The organism is Hyphomicrobium sp. DY-1, from assembly GCF_047497105.1.
In the GTDB taxonomy this organism is placed as follows: domain Bacteria; phylum Pseudomonadota; class Alphaproteobacteria; order Rhizobiales; family Hyphomicrobiaceae; genus Hyphomicrobium_B.
In genome coordinates, this window is record NZ_CP134870.1 from 1,800,843 (window position 1) to 1,818,402 (window position 17,560).

Annotated in this window: 18 protein-coding genes; 12 read left to right on the top strand and 6 right to left on the bottom strand. The window is 58.5% G+C overall.

What is annotated here, in order from left to right; all coding sequences use genetic code 11:
* The 4 genes from RLW41_RS08485 to hutX all read left to right on the top strand — a co-directional run bounded on the left by RLW41_RS08485 (position 1) and on the right by hutX (position 2,309).
* On the top strand, positions 1–822 hold the full coding sequence (locus RLW41_RS08485; RefSeq protein ID WP_414464206.1) for a heme ABC transporter ATP-binding protein: 822 nt from the start codon (positions 1–3) through the stop codon (positions 820–822).
* Positions 819–1,220: a bleomycin resistance protein gene (locus RLW41_RS08490; protein WP_414464207.1), complete on the top strand. Its 402-nt coding sequence runs from the start codon at positions 819–821 to the stop codon at positions 1,218–1,220. Before RLW41_RS08485 ends, RLW41_RS08490 begins: the two co-directional genes overlap by 4 nt.
* Positions 1,221–1,434: 214 nt before the next feature.
* Complete coding sequence (locus RLW41_RS08495) at positions 1,435–1,782, top strand: antibiotic biosynthesis monooxygenase family protein (RefSeq protein ID WP_409561426.1); 348 nt, start codon at positions 1,435–1,437, stop codon at positions 1,780–1,782.
* A 5-nt stretch (positions 1,783–1,787) separates the two neighbouring features.
* Positions 1,788–2,309, top strand: a complete 522-nt coding sequence (gene hutX / locus RLW41_RS08500; protein ID WP_414464208.1) for a heme utilization cystosolic carrier protein HutX — start codon at positions 1,788–1,790, stop codon at positions 2,307–2,309.
* Between the two features lie 94 nt (positions 2,310–2,403).
* Here the strand turns inward: hutX and RLW41_RS08505 are convergent, their stop codons facing one another.
* The 3 genes from RLW41_RS08505 to RLW41_RS08515 form a co-directional block, all read right to left on the bottom strand.
* Positions 2,404–3,780, bottom strand: a complete 1,377-nt coding sequence (locus RLW41_RS08505; protein ID WP_414464209.1) for an ATP-binding protein — start codon at positions 3,778–3,780, stop codon at positions 2,404–2,406.
* On the bottom strand, positions 3,767–4,444 hold the full coding sequence (locus RLW41_RS08510) for a winged helix-turn-helix domain-containing protein (protein ID WP_409561429.1): 678 nt from the start codon (positions 4,442–4,444) through the stop codon (positions 3,767–3,769). Before RLW41_RS08510 ends, RLW41_RS08505 begins: the two co-directional genes overlap by 14 nt.
* 137 nt (positions 4,445–4,581) lie before the next feature.
* A complete protein-coding gene (locus RLW41_RS08515; RefSeq protein WP_409561430.1) occupies positions 4,582–5,847 on the bottom strand; it encodes a multidrug effflux MFS transporter in 1,266 nt (421 codons plus the stop codon).
* Between the two features lie 522 nt (positions 5,848–6,369).
* Here RLW41_RS08515 and RLW41_RS08520 point away from each other — a divergent pair.
* From RLW41_RS08520 to RLW41_RS08530, 3 genes are all read left to right on the top strand, one after another.
* Positions 6,370–6,921 carry an NYN domain-containing protein gene (locus RLW41_RS08520; protein ID WP_409561431.1) on the top strand — a complete coding sequence of 184 codons (552 nt, stop codon included), beginning with the start codon at positions 6,370–6,372 and terminating at the stop codon, positions 6,919–6,921.
* A gap of 434 nt (positions 6,922–7,355) precedes the next feature.
* On the top strand, positions 7,356–10,517 hold the full coding sequence (locus RLW41_RS08525; RefSeq protein WP_414464210.1) for an efflux RND transporter permease subunit: 3,162 nt from the start codon (positions 7,356–7,358) through the stop codon (positions 10,515–10,517).
* Between the two features lie 14 nt (positions 10,518–10,531).
* Positions 10,532–11,719: an efflux RND transporter periplasmic adaptor subunit gene (locus tag RLW41_RS08530; protein WP_414464211.1), complete on the top strand. Its 1,188-nt coding sequence runs from the start codon at positions 10,532–10,534 to the stop codon at positions 11,717–11,719.
* A 53-nt stretch (positions 11,720–11,772) separates the two neighbouring features.
* Here RLW41_RS08530 and RLW41_RS08535 read toward each other — a convergent pair whose 3' ends face one another.
* The 3 genes from RLW41_RS08535 to RLW41_RS08545 form a co-directional block, all read right to left on the bottom strand.
* Positions 11,773–12,057, bottom strand: a complete 285-nt coding sequence (locus tag RLW41_RS08535) for a hypothetical protein (RefSeq protein ID WP_409561434.1) — start codon at positions 12,055–12,057, stop codon at positions 11,773–11,775.
* A 195-nt stretch (positions 12,058–12,252) separates the two neighbouring features.
* On the bottom strand, positions 12,253–12,663 hold the full coding sequence (locus tag RLW41_RS08540) for a DUF6691 family protein (RefSeq protein ID WP_414464212.1): 411 nt from the start codon (positions 12,661–12,663) through the stop codon (positions 12,253–12,255).
* Complete coding sequence (locus RLW41_RS08545; protein WP_409561435.1) at positions 12,660–13,103, bottom strand: YeeE/YedE family protein; 444 nt, start codon at positions 13,101–13,103, stop codon at positions 12,660–12,662. The genes RLW41_RS08540 and RLW41_RS08545 overlap by 4 nt, the downstream gene beginning before the upstream one ends.
* Positions 13,104–13,488: 385 nt before the next feature.
* Here RLW41_RS08545 and RLW41_RS08550 point away from each other — a divergent pair, with 385 nt between their 5' ends.
* From RLW41_RS08550 to RLW41_RS08570, 5 genes are read left to right on the top strand one after another with little or no spacing between them, the layout of a single operon-like run.
* Entirely contained in the window at positions 13,489–14,697 is a 1,209-nt protein-coding gene (locus tag RLW41_RS08550) for a hypothetical protein (RefSeq protein WP_414464213.1), read from the top strand.
* The gene (gene csgH, locus RLW41_RS08555; RefSeq protein WP_414464214.1) at positions 14,651–15,238 is read left to right on the top strand and encodes a curli-like amyloid fiber formation chaperone CsgH; all 588 of its coding nucleotides are present in this window, start codon (positions 14,651–14,653) and stop codon (positions 15,236–15,238) included. The genes RLW41_RS08550 and csgH overlap by 47 nt, the downstream gene beginning before the upstream one ends.
* A complete protein-coding gene (locus tag RLW41_RS08560) occupies positions 15,223–15,735 on the top strand; it encodes a hypothetical protein (protein WP_414464215.1) in 513 nt (170 codons plus the stop codon). The genes csgH and RLW41_RS08560 overlap by 16 nt, the downstream gene beginning before the upstream one ends.
* A gap of 24 nt (positions 15,736–15,759) precedes the next feature.
* On the top strand, positions 15,760–16,125 hold the full coding sequence (locus tag RLW41_RS08565; RefSeq protein WP_414464216.1) for a curli assembly protein CsgF: 366 nt from the start codon (positions 15,760–15,762) through the stop codon (positions 16,123–16,125).
* 22 nt (positions 16,126–16,147) lie between these two features.
* Positions 16,148–17,050: a CsgG/HfaB family protein gene (locus tag RLW41_RS08570; RefSeq protein ID WP_414464217.1), complete on the top strand. Its 903-nt coding sequence runs from the start codon at positions 16,148–16,150 to the stop codon at positions 17,048–17,050.
* The last annotated feature ends 510 nt before the right edge of the window (positions 17,051–17,560 follow it).

The following is a 17,560-nucleotide window of genomic DNA, read 5'->3' on the forward strand; positions in this document are numbered from 1 at the left end:
ATGCTTGAAGCCCGCAACATCACGGTCAAACGTGGCCCTAAGGCGCTTCTTTCCGATGCTTCTCTAGCCATCGCGCCAGGCCGCTTGACGGCGATTATCGGTCCGAATGGCGCAGGAAAATCGACGCTGTTGCGCGTCATGGCGGGCGAACTGTGCCCGACGGCCGGTGCGGTTCTACTTGATGGCGATGACATCCGTCATATTTCCGTCGCACGTCTTGCATCGCGGCGTTCGGTCGTAGTGCAATCGACCAGCCTGTCGTTTCCCTTCACCGTTCTTGAAGTCGTGATGCTGGGTGCAACGGTGCCCGGCTTTGGCGTTCGCGACACGGAAGCTGCGACGGCCGCGCGCCAAGCTCTTCGCGCCGTTGGGCTTGCTGCTTTCGAAGCCCGTATGCTGCATGAACTTTCCGGTGGAGAGAAGCAGCGCGTGCATATCGCGCGCGCCTTGTGCCAGTTAGGCACGGCACCGCGCGAACCGAGCGAAACTGCCGCACTTCTTCTCGATGAACCGACCGCGAGTCTCGATCTCAAGCATCAAGGCGACGTTCTGAGCCTTATCAAAAAACAAGCGCAAAGCGGACGTGCCGTTTTGCTTGTCATTCACGATCTCAATCTTGCCGCAGCGTTCGCAGATGACGTCGTGCTGATGGCCGACGGCCGAATTGTTGGGCGCGGTACACCGGACGACATCTTGAATGAAGAGCTTCTCAGTCACACGTTCGGGTGTCGACTGCAGATCGAGGCATCGCGAGACGGTAGGCGGTTGGTTTTGCCAGCAGCGATCGCCCGTAGACTGGGAACCGGAGCCGCAACACAATGATGACATTGCCGGACGAACTTCACCACATTGGCGTAGCCGTACCGTTGGCAATTCCTGTTCTTATTTCGACAGACATCGCGCGCGCTTCGGAGACATACGCCAGCAAGGGCTTCAGCGTTGTGAACGCTGCACATAATTATCTCATTCTGCGCCGGCGCACAGTTGAGCTTCATATGTCCAGCGTGACACATATTCCCGAGCCGCACTGCGTTTCGGCCTACATTCGCGTGAGTGACGTCGACGATTGGCATGCCGCGTTCAAAAACGGGCGCGCGAAACGCCTTTCGACCGTCGAAGACAAGCCGTGGGGCATGCGCGAATTTCACTTCATCGACGACGACGGCAATCTTCTCAACATCGGGCAAATGCTGCCGAGTCACATCGCGTTCAACGCTTAAATTGCATGCGGATAATGTTGACTATTTATGTATATAATTTTAGCGTTCACCCGCGGTGGGCGCTTGCCTCTCGCATCACACGAATTTCGATCTAATATGCGTCTTAGAGCTTTTGACTTCCCGTCTCGCCGCTCTGAGATCATAAGCAGCGGGCCGGTTCGCCAACAAACCCCAGCTCCCGGCCCGCTGTTCACATGTCAATGAAGGTGATCACATGTACATCGCAATGAACCGCTTCAAAGTCGAACACGGAGCAGAGAAGGATTTCGAGGAAGTTTGGTTGTCACGCGAGGTAAACCTGCACAAGGAACCGGGCTTCATCACGTTCCATCTGCTTCGTGGTCCGACCAAAGATGATCATGTCCTTTATTCCTCGCACACGATGTGGCGTTCGTTCGCCGACTTCGATGCCTGGACGAAATCGGAATCATTCCGGAAATCGCATTCGGGCGCCGGAACGGCCAAGAAGCTTTATCTCGGACACCCTGAATTCGAAGGCTTCGAGGTCATCCAGGAAGTTGCATCCGACGGCACGAAATCCGTTCTCGCTGCGGCTGAATAAGCATTATGAGCGAAGCTCTGACATCGGATGCCCCGGCGCGCCAGCCGCTACGGGAGCGGCTCGCCAAGAATGCGGATGGCATCCTCGAACAGATAGCGCGCGAGTATGGCGTGAGCACGTTCGATGTGGTGGAAGCGCTGCCGGCTGAGCATCGCGCCATCGTTCCCGGCAGTGCTTTCGAGAAGATCCTTGGTGCCCTTATGTCGTGGGGTCCGATGGTCTTCATCGTGCACACGCCGGACATCGTGCTCGAATGCGAAGGACCTATCCCACCCGGCTCCGTCGGACGGGGGTACTTCAATCTACACGGCGACAGCCCGATCGGCGGCCATATCAAGATCGAGAACTGCACGTCGATCGCCTTCGTGATGCGACCATTCATGGGGCGCGAATCCCGCTCGATCCAATTCTTCAACGCGGCGGGAGAGGCGATGTTCAAGATCTTCGTTCGTCGCGACGAGAAGCGAGAACTGGTCGGAGAGCAGGTGAAGCTTTTTGATGCGCTGAAGACCGAACTCACCAGCTGACGACAATCGGACAACTGGATGAGCCGGGGGATGTCGGACGGCGCATGGGGGAGATGCGCCGTCCGATTTTAATTTTAGCGTTCGCTCTCAGCACTCAGGACGCTATAGGAAATCGCACTTCGGCCCGAAGCCCCGGCGCATTGTCCAACAGATCGATTTTTGCGCCGTGCAGTTCCACGATCGCGGCGACAAGGCTGAGCCCTAAACCGCTGCCATCCGTCGATCGCGCCCGCTCAAGGCGATAAAGACGGCGGAAGACATTTTCGCGCTCGTGCTCCGGAATGCCAGGACCCGTGTCGGAGACATTCACGACAAACGCGCCAGGTTCCGACGTCAGATGGATCGCTATCTCGGTGCCCGGCGGGCAATGACGGATGGAATTCTCGATGAGATTGGCAAAGAGCTGCACGAGAAGCTCGCGATCACCACGAACATGCGTCGGACCAGAGCACGCCGACGTATATGCGAGCCGATCGCCGGCATCTTCGGCCACGATGTCGTAGACATCGCGGACGTCAGCCAGCACTTGCGCCAGATCGAGCGTGACGAAGCGAGATTTGCGAGCGCCAGCCTCAATCTGTGTGATGCGTAAAAGCGCGTCGAACGTTTCGGAGATCGAGTCGATATCGTCGAGCGCGCTGTCGATTGCACCCTGAAATTCCGCTTTATCGCCCGAGCCGCGGCTGGCGTCCTCGAGGCGCTGGCGCAATCGCCCGAGCGGCTTTTTCAAATCGTGGGCAATGTCGGACGACGATTGATTCACATTTTCAATCAGCCGCTGCAGATTTCCGAGCATCCCGTTTACCTGCATCGCGACCTGATCGATATCATCCTGCTGGCCGGATGTCGGAACGCGGGCCGTGACCTCGCCCTTCGATACGCGCGCCAGCGGACGCGCGAATGCGTCGATGCGATGCTGCGTTTCGCGCGCGAAATAAGTCGCACACAGCGCAATAGCCAGGAAAGCTGCAAGCAGACCGTAGCCGAGCAGCTTTTGCAGAAACGATTTCATCTGCTTGACTTCGCTGTTGTCGCTTCCGACCAGCAGTTTACCTTTGACCAGCGGCCGCCAGATCGCCAGGAACTCGTCATCCGGTTCGCCGCGATCCAGAGTGAGGAAAAGGTCTGAGCGCTTGAGCGTCATCCATTGGTTCGAATCTTTGACGCCGCGAACGTTGCCGGCGAGAAAGTTCCCCTTCTTGTCGACAAGCTCCATGATGAAATCGGGATCGCGCACCGATTCACTTTCGCTCGCGACGAGACCGACGAGATCGTCGAATGTGCGCTCGCCATCAAGAGCTGCGAGAGAATCGAGTGTGGTCTCGACTCGATCGCGAATGTCGGCGACGAGGCGCGCGCTTGCAACGAGATAGACGACGGTGAAAAGCGCCAGGATCGTCGTGATGAAAAACAGCGAAAATGTTGCCGCCAAGCGAAACGGCGTACGCTTCAGAAGATCACGAACCGTCATGGACCGTGTAGCCGCTCCCGCGGATGGTATGGATCAATTCTTTGCGGTAGGGCTTATCGATCTTCGCCCTGAGGCGCGAAATATGCGTTTCGACGACGCTTGTCTTTGGATCGAAGTGGAAGCTCCAGACGCGTTCAAGCAGCATGGTGCGCGTCACGACACGCCCACGATTGCGCATCAGAACCTCAAGGAGGCGAAATTCGCGTGGCTGCAAATCGATGAGGTCGCCACCGCGCGTCACTTTTCGGCTAACGAGATCGATTTCGAGATCGCCGACCTTGAGCCGCGTTTCTTCGCCCTTCGTATGCGGGCGACGGGCCAGCGCGTTGACGCGCGCGAGAAGCTCGGAGAAGGCGAAGGGCTTCACCAGATAATCGTCGGCGCCGGCGTCCAGGCCTTCGACCCGATCATCGACGCCGCCGAGGGCCGTCAAAAACAGAACCGGTACGCCACGGCCGGCGCTGCGGATGGTCTTGATGATCGCCAAGCCATCAAGGCTCGGAAGCATGCGATCCAGGATGATGACGTCGTAATTTTCCGAGACGGCCTGAGCGACCGCGTCGCGACCATCCGCCAGATGATCGACGGTGTGGCCTTCTTCTTCGAGGCCTTTCAAAATGTACGCTGCGGTGTTCTGATCGTCTTCAAGCAGCAGAATTCTCATGCTCGTCTCGCCTCGCAGCTCGCGAATTTGGCCAACAGCATAAACCTCGTTCGCGCCAGCATGTAGTACAGGACAGCATACGAGGCCAAGCCCGCAGACGCATTCTGGCGTGCGTTACAGAAATTTTAGGCGCACCCTCACGCCGCCCGGTTGCGACCAAACATGCCGGAGAACCCTTCGACGCTCAGAACGAGCACACCCGCGATGAGACTGCAGATGGCGAATCCAGCAGAGATCGGGAAGATCGAGCCGTCGAAGGATCTTGCGACCAGACCGCCAGCAAGCGCACCGATTGCCGTACCGAGCGCCCCAATAACGGACGAGGCCATGCCGGCGTTATGTCCTTGAGGCTCCATGGCGATCGCGTTGAAGTTCGGCGCGATCAGACCAAAGAGAAAAAAGCTCAATCCGACGGCAAGAGCGAACGTCGCGAAACCTGCCGTGCCGAACGCCGATGCGGCAGCGAGCAACAAGGACACGGCGATAAATCCGACCAGCGCTGTATGCGAGACGCGGCGCATGCCGAGGCGGCCGACCAACCGTGCGTTGACGAACGACGCAACGGCAATCGCTGACGCGATAGCGCCGAAGACGATGGGGAACTCATCGCCGATGCCGAATACGTCAACGAACACCTGCTGGGCGCTCGCCACATAGGCAAGCAGACACCCGAACATGAAGCCGCCAGCCGCGCCGTAGCCAGCCGTCAGAGGGTTCAAAAGCGCGGCCAGCAGCGCTTGGACCAACGTCAATGGCCGTTCGACGCCCAGCGCGGGACGTGCCGTTTCGGGCAGCCGCAGGCCGGACCAGATTGCAGCGCCGACGGCCATCACGAAAAGCACGATGAAGATCCAATGCCAATTGCCGACATGGACGAGCGCCTGCCCGACCGACGGTGCGAGAACTGGAATGGTGATGAACACCATCATCGCGAACGACATCACGCGAGCCATCTGCCGGCCGGCGTAGAGATCGCGAATCACCGCGATAGCGATGATGCGGGGCGAAGCCGCGCCGACGCCTTGAATGAGGCGTGCCGCCAACAGCATCTCGAATGACTTGGCCCACAGAGCCGCGATCGTGCCGAGGATGAAAACGGCAAGTCCAAGAAGCAACATCGGCTTGCGGCCATAATGATCCGAAAGCGGACCGAAGAAAATCTGCCCGACGGCGAAACCAGCCATATAAAGAACTACGATAAGTTGCCGGTCATTTTCGCTGGCGACGCCAAATGATGAGGCGATCTCGGGAAGGGCCGGTAGCATGATGTCGATGGCGAGCGCCGTCATGGCCATGAGGCACGCGCAGAGACAGACGAATTCGAAGAAAGAGATCGATAGCGGCTCGGACGGTTCGTCCTGGCGCGACGCCAGCGTCTGCGTTCCGCGCTCTGATGTGGACATCGCTTATTCCCTGAATTGATTTTCCCGACCAAGCCCCGCGGACGCCTGACGTGGCGCCAAAATGCGACGGGACGTCGACTTGATGCCGGGTTGCGGGCGGTGGGTAGCACGCCGATTCCGCTCAGTCATCCTGATGTTTGAACATGAGAGGGACGCGGTGCAGTCTCTTGAGGCGCAGGCGCCTTGAATGCAGGCGCGGCGCGGTCGACACCTTGATTGCAGTGCACGCGCGGACTTCTGAGCCGAAATGAGCGATCAGGCGCTCCGGTCGATGCGGAGTCTACGTCCCAATCGCAGAGGGCCTCCTTTGTTTAGCGTCGGAAATTTCGTTCGTTCATCTGCGATTAACAATGACGCATACTGATTATATGCAAAGGCGCTCTGTTCGAGAGTATCAGACACAGATCGCGTGAATTAGGCTATAATAGCGTCGGTAGAAAGCTCAGATGGATTGACATTCTGGTCTGCTACTCAAAATATCTGGCACTCGATCCCGACCGCATTTTTATCTGGAAGGCGCGAATGAATTTCTATCCGACTGAGCGGGTAGCTTTATTTATTGATGGCGCCAATCTCTACGCGACAGCAAAATCGTTGGGCTTCGATATTGATTACAAAAGATTGCTCCGGCTTTTCCGCGGCAAGGTTCTCTTGGTGAGGGCGCTGTATTACACCGCGCTGGCCGACGACCAGGAATATTCCTCTATCCGCCCGCTGGTCGATTGGCTTGATTACAACGGGTTTTCGATGGTCACGAAGCCGTCGAAAGAGTTTGTGGACGGCTCGGGTCGGCGCAAAATCAAAGGCAATATGGATATCGAGTTGGCCGTCGATGCCATGCGGCTTGCGCAGAATCTCGATCATATCGTCATTTTTTCCGGCGACGGAGATTTCCGGAGTCTCGTCGCAGCTCTCCAACAGATGGGCAAACGGGTGAGCGTTGTCTCCACATTGCAGACACAGCCTCCCATGATTGCCGACGAGCTGCGCCGTCAGGCGGATCAGTTCCTGGATCTCGCCGATCTCGAAAAAGAGGTTGCGCGAACGCACAACGAAGCGCCCGACCTTCATTGACGCGATTGCCCCGCGGCGACGATCCAGTTGGCGTGCCAAATTCGGTGCCCGGAGCTTTCCATCGGTATCGGCGAGCAGCTGCCCAAACCTGCCGTCTTGGATCGTCACCACGCGGATAATTCACAAAGCGAGTAAAAGCGGCCGCGGGTTCGAGACCCGGCTTATTGCTATGACATATCGCCACGCTCGCTGGTGGCGGCGAACGGGCTCTTTTCCGGACGCTGATTCGAAGCCACGGAGATTGTTGGGAAATCCGGAGCCATCCTCCGTAATTTCGATAAACTCATAGTTCGCTTGGGAAACTTGCTCCAAAATCGCGCGAATACGCGCTTGAGATAATGGTCACTTAGGTTTTTAAAAGCGTCTCGGGCTTTGGGGGAGAAGAGCCGGACCAATAGCGATTGATTGCTCCCGCGCTTCAGCACGGACGACGCATGGTCAACTTCTTTATACACCGACCGATCTTTGCTTCGGCGATCGCCGTCATCATGGTTCTGGCGGGCGCGATTTGCTATTTCCTGCTGCCGGTCTCGCAGCTTCCGGATGTTACGCCGCCACAGGTGGTCGTGAGCGCGATCTATCCGGGTGCCAGCGCGCAAGTCGTCGCCGATACCGTTACGACGCCGCTCGAACAGCAGATCAATGGCGTTGAAGGCATGACCTACATGTCGTCGTCGAGTTCGAACGACGGCTCATCGACGATCACGATCACCTTTGACGTCGGCTATCCGCTCAGCATTGCCGCGGTCGACGTGCAGAACCGCGTCTCGGAAGCCGCATCGCAGCTGCCGCCGATCGTCAATCAGGCCGGCATTACGATCCGCAAGCAAAATCCGAATTTCGTGCTGATCGTCAACCTGACGTCGCCCGACCACTCGGTCGATCCCGTCACACTCAGCAACTATGCCTATCTCCAGATCGTCGACCCGCTGAAGCGGTTGCCGGGTGTCGGCGACGTGCAGATCTTCGGCGAGCGCCGCTATTCAATGCGCGTGTGGCTCGACCCCGACAAGCTCTCGCAGCTCAACATTACGGCGGTCGATGTTCAGAATGCGGTCGCTGAGCAGAACATCCAGGTCGCGGCCGGTAAGATCGGACAATCGCCTGCGCCGCCCGGCACGCCGTTCGAGATGCAGATCAACGCCACCGGGCGCCTCAGCAATCCGGAAGAGTTCGGCAATATCGTATTGCGCGCCAATCCAACGACCGGCGCAATCGTTCGGCTTCGAGATGTGGCGCGGATTGAGCTAGGTGCGCTGCAATATTCCTCGACGGCATTTTTCGGCAAAGACCCCTCCGTGGTGCTGGCAGTGTTTCAGATGCCGGGCTCTAATGCGCTCGAATTGCAAGAGCGCGTGCTCGCCAAAATGAAGGAGCTGTCGAAACGGTTTCCGAAGGGCATCTCCTACGCGATGCACTACGACACGACGCGCTTCGTCTCGGCCGCCATGCATGACGTGGTGTTCACGCTGCTCGAGGCACTGTTCCTCGTCGTGCTCGTCGTCTACGTCTTCCTGCAAAGCTGGCGTACGACGATCATTCCGACAATCGCGATCCCGGTATCGTTGATCGCGACTCTCGTCATCATGGAGGCGCTCGGCTTTTCGCTGAACATGCTGAGTCTGCTCGGCATGGTGCTCGCAATCGGCCTCGTCGTCGACGACGCCATCGTCGTGGTCGAGAACGTCGAGCGCCAGCTTGAGAACGGTTTGAAGCCGATGGACGCCGCTCTAAAGGCGATGTCTGAGGTGACAGGCCCCATCATCGCGACAACCGGCGTGCTGATGGCCGTCTTCATTCCGGTGGCGTTCATTCCGGGCGTCTCGGGCCGGCTCTATAACCAGTTTGCATTGACGGTTGCGATCTCGGTCGGTCTGTCGGCGTTCAACTCGCTGACGCTCAGTCCGGCGCTGGCAGCAGCGTTTCTGCGGCATAAGCCTGCGTCGACGTTCTTTCTGTTCCGTTGGTTCAATGCTGGTTTCGACCGCATGTCGCACGGCTACGCCCATCTGGTCCACTTCCTTATTCGTATTCGCTGGGTGATGCTGATGCTGTTCGCCGGCATCCTGGCCGGAACGTATTTTATCGCCCAGCGCGTTCCCTCGACGTTCCTACCGGTCGAAGACCAGGGCTATTTCTTCGTCGTCGTCCAGTTGCCGGATGGAGCTTCGCTCGAACGCACCGACGAGGTTGCGAAAAAAGTCCGAGACATTCTGGAGGCAACGCCGGGCGTCGATATCGTCGGTTCGATTAGTGGTCTCAACTTTTTGACCAACGCCGCACAGTCGAACTCGGCGGTCGAGTTCGCTATCTTGAAGCCCTGGGACGAGCGGCCACCGTCGCAGAGCGCATCCAATCTCGTGGCTGCGGTTCGCCCCAAGTTGCTGATGATCCCGGAGGCGATTGCGCTGAGCTTTGATCCGCCGTCAATCCCGGGTCTTGGCACGACGGGCGGTTTTGAGTTCCAGGTGGAAGATTTGACTGGCCGAGGCAGCCAGGCGCTCAACGATGCGACACAGGCTTTGATTGCAGAAGCCCGCAAGCAGCCGGAGCTTGATGCGCAGCAGTTGTTCTCGTCTTTCTCGACGTCAACGCCGCAATTCAAGTACGACCTCGACCGTTCGAAGGCGAAGCTTCTGGGGCTCAGCCTGCCGGACGTGTTCAACACGCTACAGATCTATCTCGGCTCACTCTACGTGAACGACTTCAATCTGTTCGGGCGAACATTCCGGGTCACGTTGCAAGCGGACAAGTCCTCACGCGCTAATGCATCCGATTTGTCGAAGCTCTACGTGCGCAACGATACCGGCGGCATGGTACCCCTCAGCACGCTCGGAACCTTGAAGCCGATCGTCGGACCGGAAACGGTTCCGCATTACAACAACTATGCGTCGGCGCTCATCAATGGTGGACCGGCGCCAGGCTACAGTACGGGCCAAGCAATCGCTGCCATGGAGCGAGCAGCGGCAACGGCGTTGCCCCGCGATTTCAGCTACGAATGGACCGGGATCACGTTCCAGGAGCTTAAAGCCGGTTCGATCGCGATTATGGTGTTTGCGCTCGCGAGCGTATTCGTTTTCCTAATCCTCGCCGCGCAGTATGAGAGCTGGTCGATGCCATTCATGGTGCTGCTAGCCGTGCCACTCGCTCTGTTCGGCGCGTTGCTCGCGATCTGGGTGCGCCATATGCAGATCGACGTCTATTCGCAGATCGGCTTCGTGATGCTGATCGGGCTATCGGCAAAGAACGCCATTTTGATCGTCGAATTCGCCAAGCGGCGACGGCTCGAAGGTCTGTCGATCGTCGAGGCGGCGATGGAAGCGGGTCGCCTTCGCCTCCGTCCGATCCTGATGACCGCCTTCGCCTTCATCCTCGGCGTCGTACCGCTGATGATTGCCTCTGGCGCGGGGGCCGCGAGCCGGCAGTCCATTGGTACGACCGTATTCGGCGGCATGCTGGCGGCAACACTGCTGACACTGCTGTTCGTGCCGGTCTTCTATGCCACCATCGAAAAATGGCGCGAGGGCCGCGATGCGGATGCGTCCGGCGAGACCCATACGCCACATGGTCCTTCAGCCCCCGTTGCTGCCGAATAGATAAGGGATTCGCGATGCGCGTTTGGAAAGCAGCTCTTCTCGGATTGATCGCCATCGGTGGCGTAACGGCCTATGCCTATCGGGCGGAGATCCCAAAGCTCCTTGCCGAGGTTGAAAGCACCGGCGCCCCGCCGCATCAGGGTGCGTTCGTCATGCCGGTTCCGGTCGCGTCGGTCGTGAAGCGTCCGGTCAGTATCTATCTCGATTATCCGGCGCGGACCGAGTCGATCAATAACATCACGCTGCAAGCGCGCGTCTCCGGTTACCTTCAAGCACAGCACGTGCCTGACGGTTCTGATGTCAAGGAAGGCACGCTGCTTTATACGATCGACCCACGCGACTATCAGGCTGCGCTCGACCGGGCTAAGGCCGAAAAGCAGAGGGATATTGCGGCGCGCGATTACGCCCAATCAAATCTGCAACGCGGAACCGAGCTGACGAAAAGCGGCTGGCTCGCCAAAGATACATTCGACCAGCGGTCGAGTTCGTTGCGCCAGAGCGAGGCTGCAATCAACATCGACGATGCAGCCATTCGCACCGCCGAACTCAATCTCGAGTACACGCAAATCCGTGCGCCGTTCTCAGGCCGGCTTGGCAAGAATCAAGCGCCGATCGGGACGCTGATCAGCGTTGCGGGTGCGCCGCTCAACACGCTCGTTCAACTCGATCCGATTTACGTCACGTTCAACCCGTCGGAAACGGACCTCGATACGATTGAGAAGGTGCGCAAGAGCGGAGCTATAGCGGCAGAGGTCTTCGTGCCGGGCGACAGCAAGCCGCCGCATAAAGGCAAGATCACGTTCGTCGACAATGCGGTTGATCATTTGACGGGCACTTTGACTGCCAGAGCGACGATTGCGAACGCCGACTATGGACTGCTGCCGGGTCAATATGTTCGCATCCATGTACACGCCGGTGAAAACCCGAATGCTCTGATGGTTCCGCAAACGGCGATCGGTTCAAGCCAGCTCGGCAAATACGTTTATGTTGTCGGGCCAAAGAATATTGCCGAGCAAAAGCTGGTGACGCTCGGGCCGACTGAAGGCGATCTCGTCAGCGTGGTTGGACTGGACGAGAAGGATCTCGTGATTACAGGCAATCTGCAGAAAATCGGTCCAGGATCGCCGGTGCAGCCACTCACGGCGCCGCCGCCGCAAGCCAACAAAGCTGCGCTCCAGACCGGCAGCACGACGGTCAATTAAGCTCAGCCAAGCTCGGCACAAGCGTTGCTAGACACCTGGCTCTGCTGCGAAGCTTAGCGCTGCTTTGTTGCGTCTGCTTGGTCGGGAAGCGGGCTTAGAACACTATAGTGCTTATGGCCCGGAAATTCCGCGGACGTGTCGGTTGTCGACGGCGGCATAATCGGTTTTTGAACGACGGGCAATGGCTTTGTATCGCTCGCGCGGTCGCGAACGATCAGGTACCAGCCGCAGAATGCGGCGATCGCCAGGAGTCCTAAAACCAGCACACCGGTGTTGTCGGTGCCGGGCGGCGGATGCGGAGCGCCCTCATGGTGCTCGGAGGGATCAGAAGCATTCATCGTCGAGCTCCAACCGTTCGCATCTCCAACGATTGGTCATTGGATTTCGCTTGGAAGCGCTGATGTTTCATATCCTCGCGTACGACACGGCGTGCAGACAAGATCGTCTTCGTGACATTGGACCACGCTCAAATAGCAACGTCATGACGTAATTGGCAGATGTCACTCTGAAGCAAGTGGCGAGGCGACGCAAGATCATGCGCGTTTCAGCCATGCGGCGAGTGCCACTCCGATCAACATCGCCGGCGCGAAAACAAAGATGGCCGGAGACGCAAGCGTGATCGATACGAGCGCGGGGCCAGGACAAAGGCCAACCAGTCCCCAGCCGATCCCAAAGACAGCCGCACCGAGGACAAGCTTACCATCGATCTGCCGGGCGGTCGGAAGATGAAAGCTCTCATCGAGCACAGGCTTTGCGCGGCGGAAGATCAGGCGATAGCCAATAGCGGTGACGATCACGGCGCCACCCATGACAAACGCCAAGCTCGGATCCCAATGACCGGCGATGTCGAGGAAGTTCAGGACCTTTGCCGGGTTGGCCATGCCAGACAGGATGAGACCGAAACCGAACACGAGACCGGCGAGCAGATTGACCAGCACAATCATTGGCCGGCTCCGATCATATGGCGCACAATGAAAACGACAGCGAACGCCATCGTCATGAAAACGGTGGTTGCCACGATGGAGCGAGGCGAAAGCCTTGACAGGCCGCAGACGCCGTGGCCGCTCGTACATCCGCCGCCGTACACCGCGCCGAAGCCAACGAGCAAACCAGCAATCGCCGCAAGCGGCAGGTTATCGGTGATGGTTTGAGAAATCGCGCTACCGGATACTGCCATCCAAACGATCGGCGCTGAAATCAATCCGACCACGAACGCCAGTGCCTGAAGCGGCTTGCTTTCACGCCCCGGTGCGAGCACGCGGCTCAACATTCCGCTGATGCCGGCGATGCGGCCACCCATCAACATGAGAAGAACGGCAGCACAGCCGATCAATGCTCCGCCTACCGCCGATGCGATCGGCGTGAACTCCGTCTCGATTGGCAATGCTCAATCCTTTTTTCGATCGTGATTCCCGTGCGGAAGATAGGCATGATTTGGCGCAATGCGATGTGTCTTCCGGCCCACGTGTGATAGCCGTCAGACTTTGCATTGCGCTTGTGACGATGGGAGACTCTGCTCCGCGCCCACAGCGGCATCGGATCCGAACCTTCGCGGTTGCATCGCAAGCGTTCATCTCCATGACAGTTCCTTGATGAAATGGCCGGGTAAGGCCTTATTTTTCTTACATTTTTGTATTGATCCCAATCGCGGTCCCTGGGACTGAACGTCATTAAAGCGTAGGGTTAAGAATGTTTTAACGCTGGCGTGGAGGGGATCGGCTGCAGACGGACCTGCTCCGTATTTTGAGTAGTTACGGGGAACGTCATCTATGAACAAAGTGGCAGCACTGGCGCTCGTTCTGGCGAGCGCTTCGTCGGCCTATGCCGCCGACAACGAATCCTTCATCGACCAGATCGGCTCTTCGAACACATCGACAGTTGCGCAGGAAAACGGCAACAACACTCAAGCCGCCCAGCAGGTCGGCACGGGTAACTCGGCCATCACGGCGCAGACCAACGGTTATGCCAACGGCAGCAATGCCTCTGGCGTCGCTCAGTTCGGCAAGAACAACGTCGCGACGACTGTCCAGAGCACGAATGCTCCGAACAGCCAGGCGACGGCGATTGCCGTCGGCAATGCCTCGTTCACGACCCAGGTCGGCGAAGGCAATAGCGCACTTGCCGGTCAGACCGGTGGCAAGAACAACCAGGCCACTTTGGAAGTCGGCAAAGGCAACACCGCCATTACGGCGCAGACCGGCAACTCAGTCGTCGCCGCCAGCACCAACGGTTCGTTCACCAGCCAGTTCGGCTCGAAAAACCAGTCGCTGACCTCACAGACGACACAGGACCACACCGACAGCCTGACCGGCGTATTCAGCACAGGCGGGCAGAACTCGGCCGCGACCTTCCAGACCGGCGATGCCAACTCGGCGATCACCAGCCAGGATGCGAGTGGCGGTTCGCTTCGCGGCGTTGGCAACCAGGCGCTCACGGTTCAGGCCGGTTCCAAGAATGAAGCGGTTACGGCGCAGAGCGGCACCGTGTTCAACGGCGCAAGCAACAGCCAGACGAATGCGTCGTTCACGGGCCAGTTCGGCTCAGAGAACTCAGCGATCGTCGCTCAGGCCAATGCAGCGAACACGCAGGGTACGCTTCAGTACGGCAGCCAGAACTCGGCAATCACCTCGCAGCAGAACGCGCCGACTTCCACCATTGGAGTCAACAATGCCTTCACCTTTCAGTCGGGCGTGAAGAACGTCGCTTTGACCAACCAGATGATGGCGAATCCGCTGGCAGGCAATACCAACGCGTCGTTCACCGCGCAGACAGGCGCCGGCAACCAAGCCGTTGTGGCCCAAACGACGGCTGATGCTCCGACCGTTGCGGGCGCCGCGAACACGCAGGCAACGTTCCAGGTCGGCAACGGCAACTACGCACTGACGTCGCAGGCCTATAGCGGCTCGGCCAGCGTCGTGAACGCTTCGCTCGTTGCTCAGTACGGCGCCCACAACGCTGCGATCGTTTCCCAGAAGTAGTCTCAGGATCGGTAAGACAGCGGACATTCGTCCGCTGTCTTCTCTTTGCTGCGCAAATGGCAGCCAAGCCGGATCGAAAAACGAACCCTATGATATCAGTTTAGTTGTTGGCTTCATGTTCCGTTTTCGAAAAGACCAGACTTCCGAATCCGCCGTATGCGGAATGCTGTCACAATATGGCGGCCTGAATTGTCTTGCGGCCTTACTCGTGATCAGTGGCGTTGTTCATGCGAGCGCGACGACATCTGCGGCAGATAACGCGGTGACATGCGAGATCCGGAGCGAAAGCAAAAACGGAATGCTTTGGCTCACTGCCATCGCGCATTCACACCATCCGGTCAGTGGGCAGTATCACCTGATCGTCAGCAAGCGCGGCGAGAGCGGCAGCAGCGACAATGCGCAGAGCGGCGAATTCGCCCTCAATCAGGGTCACGACAGCGTTCTGACGACGACGGTCCTGGATGGCGGGGCGATCAGGCACTACAGCGCCCGGCTTTCAATCGAAACGAATGCAGGGAGAGTATCGTGCCATTCGCCGTGACGACCAAACCTTTGCGCATGCTTCGCGCCGCGTCGGTTCTTGTCGCCGTATCTCTGGCGCTTTGTGGCCCACAGTCGTCGGCCCACGCTGACGGCGCCTATATCCGTCAAGCAGCAACAGAGACAACAGAGCGTATGGCATCGCAGCCAATTCAGGTCGCGCCTGCTTCTCCTTATACGCAAGGTTCGGTAGCGTATGTCCCGACGCCGGAAATGGCCACACCCAGCAAAAGCCTCAACCTCGCGCTGACGCTCGAGGCCGGACGCAACAACGCCGTCGCGCAGTTCCAGGCCGGGCAAAACAACTTTTCGAATGTCGGCGTGCTCGGCGGTTCTCGCAACGCTGTCGGCGTACTGCAGGCGGGCAACGACGTCTCGAACCTTTATCTGGTCAACACACAAAGCCTTTCTGTCGGCGTTTTGCAGCCGAAGGGCGCAGCGCCGTCCAACGTGCTCATCGCCCGTCTGCCGAATGGTGCACTCCTAATCAAAAAATAGCGGACCTTCTCAGAAACGGATTCAATGATGCTGAAAATTGTTATGCGTACCGTCGGCATGGTGTTGAGCTTGGTTTGTCTCGCTGGAGACAGCGGCGCCACTCAATTGGTTTATCATCCCGCCAATCCCACCTTTGGCGGTAATCCGCTCAATGGCAGCTATCTGCTCTCACAGGCCCAGGCGCAGGGACTGGGCACAAAATCTGGCGCCGCCGGCCCTGACCTCTCCGGCCTCGAAAACTCGCTGAACAACATCGGCGCTGGCGGCGGCGACGGCTCCGTCATTGTGATCGGTGGAAGCGGCAGCAGCCAAAGCGGGAGCGGAGGCAACGGGGCGACAGGCGGCACGCAGCAGCAGACACTCCCGACGAACAGCCACAACATTCCGTAACGCGTATCGGCCGGGGGCATTTGTGACTTATCGTAAAGCGTGTTTCGTAGCAGCAGGCGTGCTTGCCTTGGGTCTCTGCGGCTGCACCACTATTTCGCCAATTACGGGCAGCGTTGACGATCGCTTGGACCAAGCGCCAAGGCTCGTTCCCGATACCAAATCCGGCATCGCGCTCGATGCGCTTCCGCCGCCGGTGCGAAGGCTCGACGTTTCCGTCTACGACTTTCCCGACCTGACGGGGCAAAACAAGTCAAACGATAATTTTGCCGAATTTTCGCGAGCGCTCACGCAGGGCGGCGGTGCGGTTTTGATCGACGTCCTGACGAAAGCCGGTGACGGCAGATGGTTCAACGTCGTCGAGCGCAACGATTTACAGCCGCTGCTACAGGAACGGCAGATCATACAGAATACTCGCGCCGCGCTTGACGGCAATAAGGCCAAAGCACTGTCACCATTGCGCTTTGCCGGGATCATCCTGGAAGGTGGCATCATCGGCTACGATACCGATGAGACGAACGGCGGCATAGGCGCGACTTATCTCGGCATTGGCGGGGACATGCAGTATCGCCGCGATGTCATCACCGTCGCGCTGCGCGCCGTCAGCGTCCAGTCAGGTCGCGTTCTCGCCTCAGTCACGACGACCAAAACGCTTTATTCCGTGCTCGTCCACGGCTCGGCGTTCCAATATGCAGCCGTCGATCAGCTTCTGCAGGCCGAACTGGGATTCACCAAGAACGCGCCCGCTACGCTGGCGGTACGCGATGGCATTCAGCTTGCTGTCTATGCCCTTATATTTGAAGGCGTGAAGAAGCACCTTTGGGAATTCAGGGATCGCGCCGCGGGAACTGCTTTTATGCGCGAACTCGACCGCCAGCAACAGGCCGTTGCCATTGCGCCGGACGTGATGTCCTCTCCAAAAAGTTGAGGCTGGTTTTTACGCTATCTCGGGATCGGGCGGGCTTGCTGTGTCGCGGCGTAGCACGCCTGCGAGGGCGTGTTTTCGCGATCGCATGCCTCGGGCTGTCTGGCAGATGGCTGTTCTGGACCTTCTGCGGGCTTCAGGTTGCCGTCTCCCGTACCGTCCTGGGCGCCTTTGCGAAGGGTCGGATCACTCTTTTCAAATGCGTTCTTCGGAGGCTGCTCGATGTAAACTTCCGATCCGGCTCGTTGGAGATGCACGCCGGGTGGTACTGCTTGTATACCGGACGTGGGCCGGGCAACCATCGCAGTTGCAACGAGCGCTCCTGCCACAAACTGTTTCCAATATCTCATCGGATTCGCTCTCAAGCCTCATCCGAACTGAGTAGGCCAACGACGTGACGGTTTGATAGCAGTGGCCTGGGCACGCATCAAAGCGATCACGTCACACAGCTAGAGCCTGCCCAATGTCTCGGCTTTCAATGTGATCGTTGCGTGATCGGAGCGCGGCGTCTTT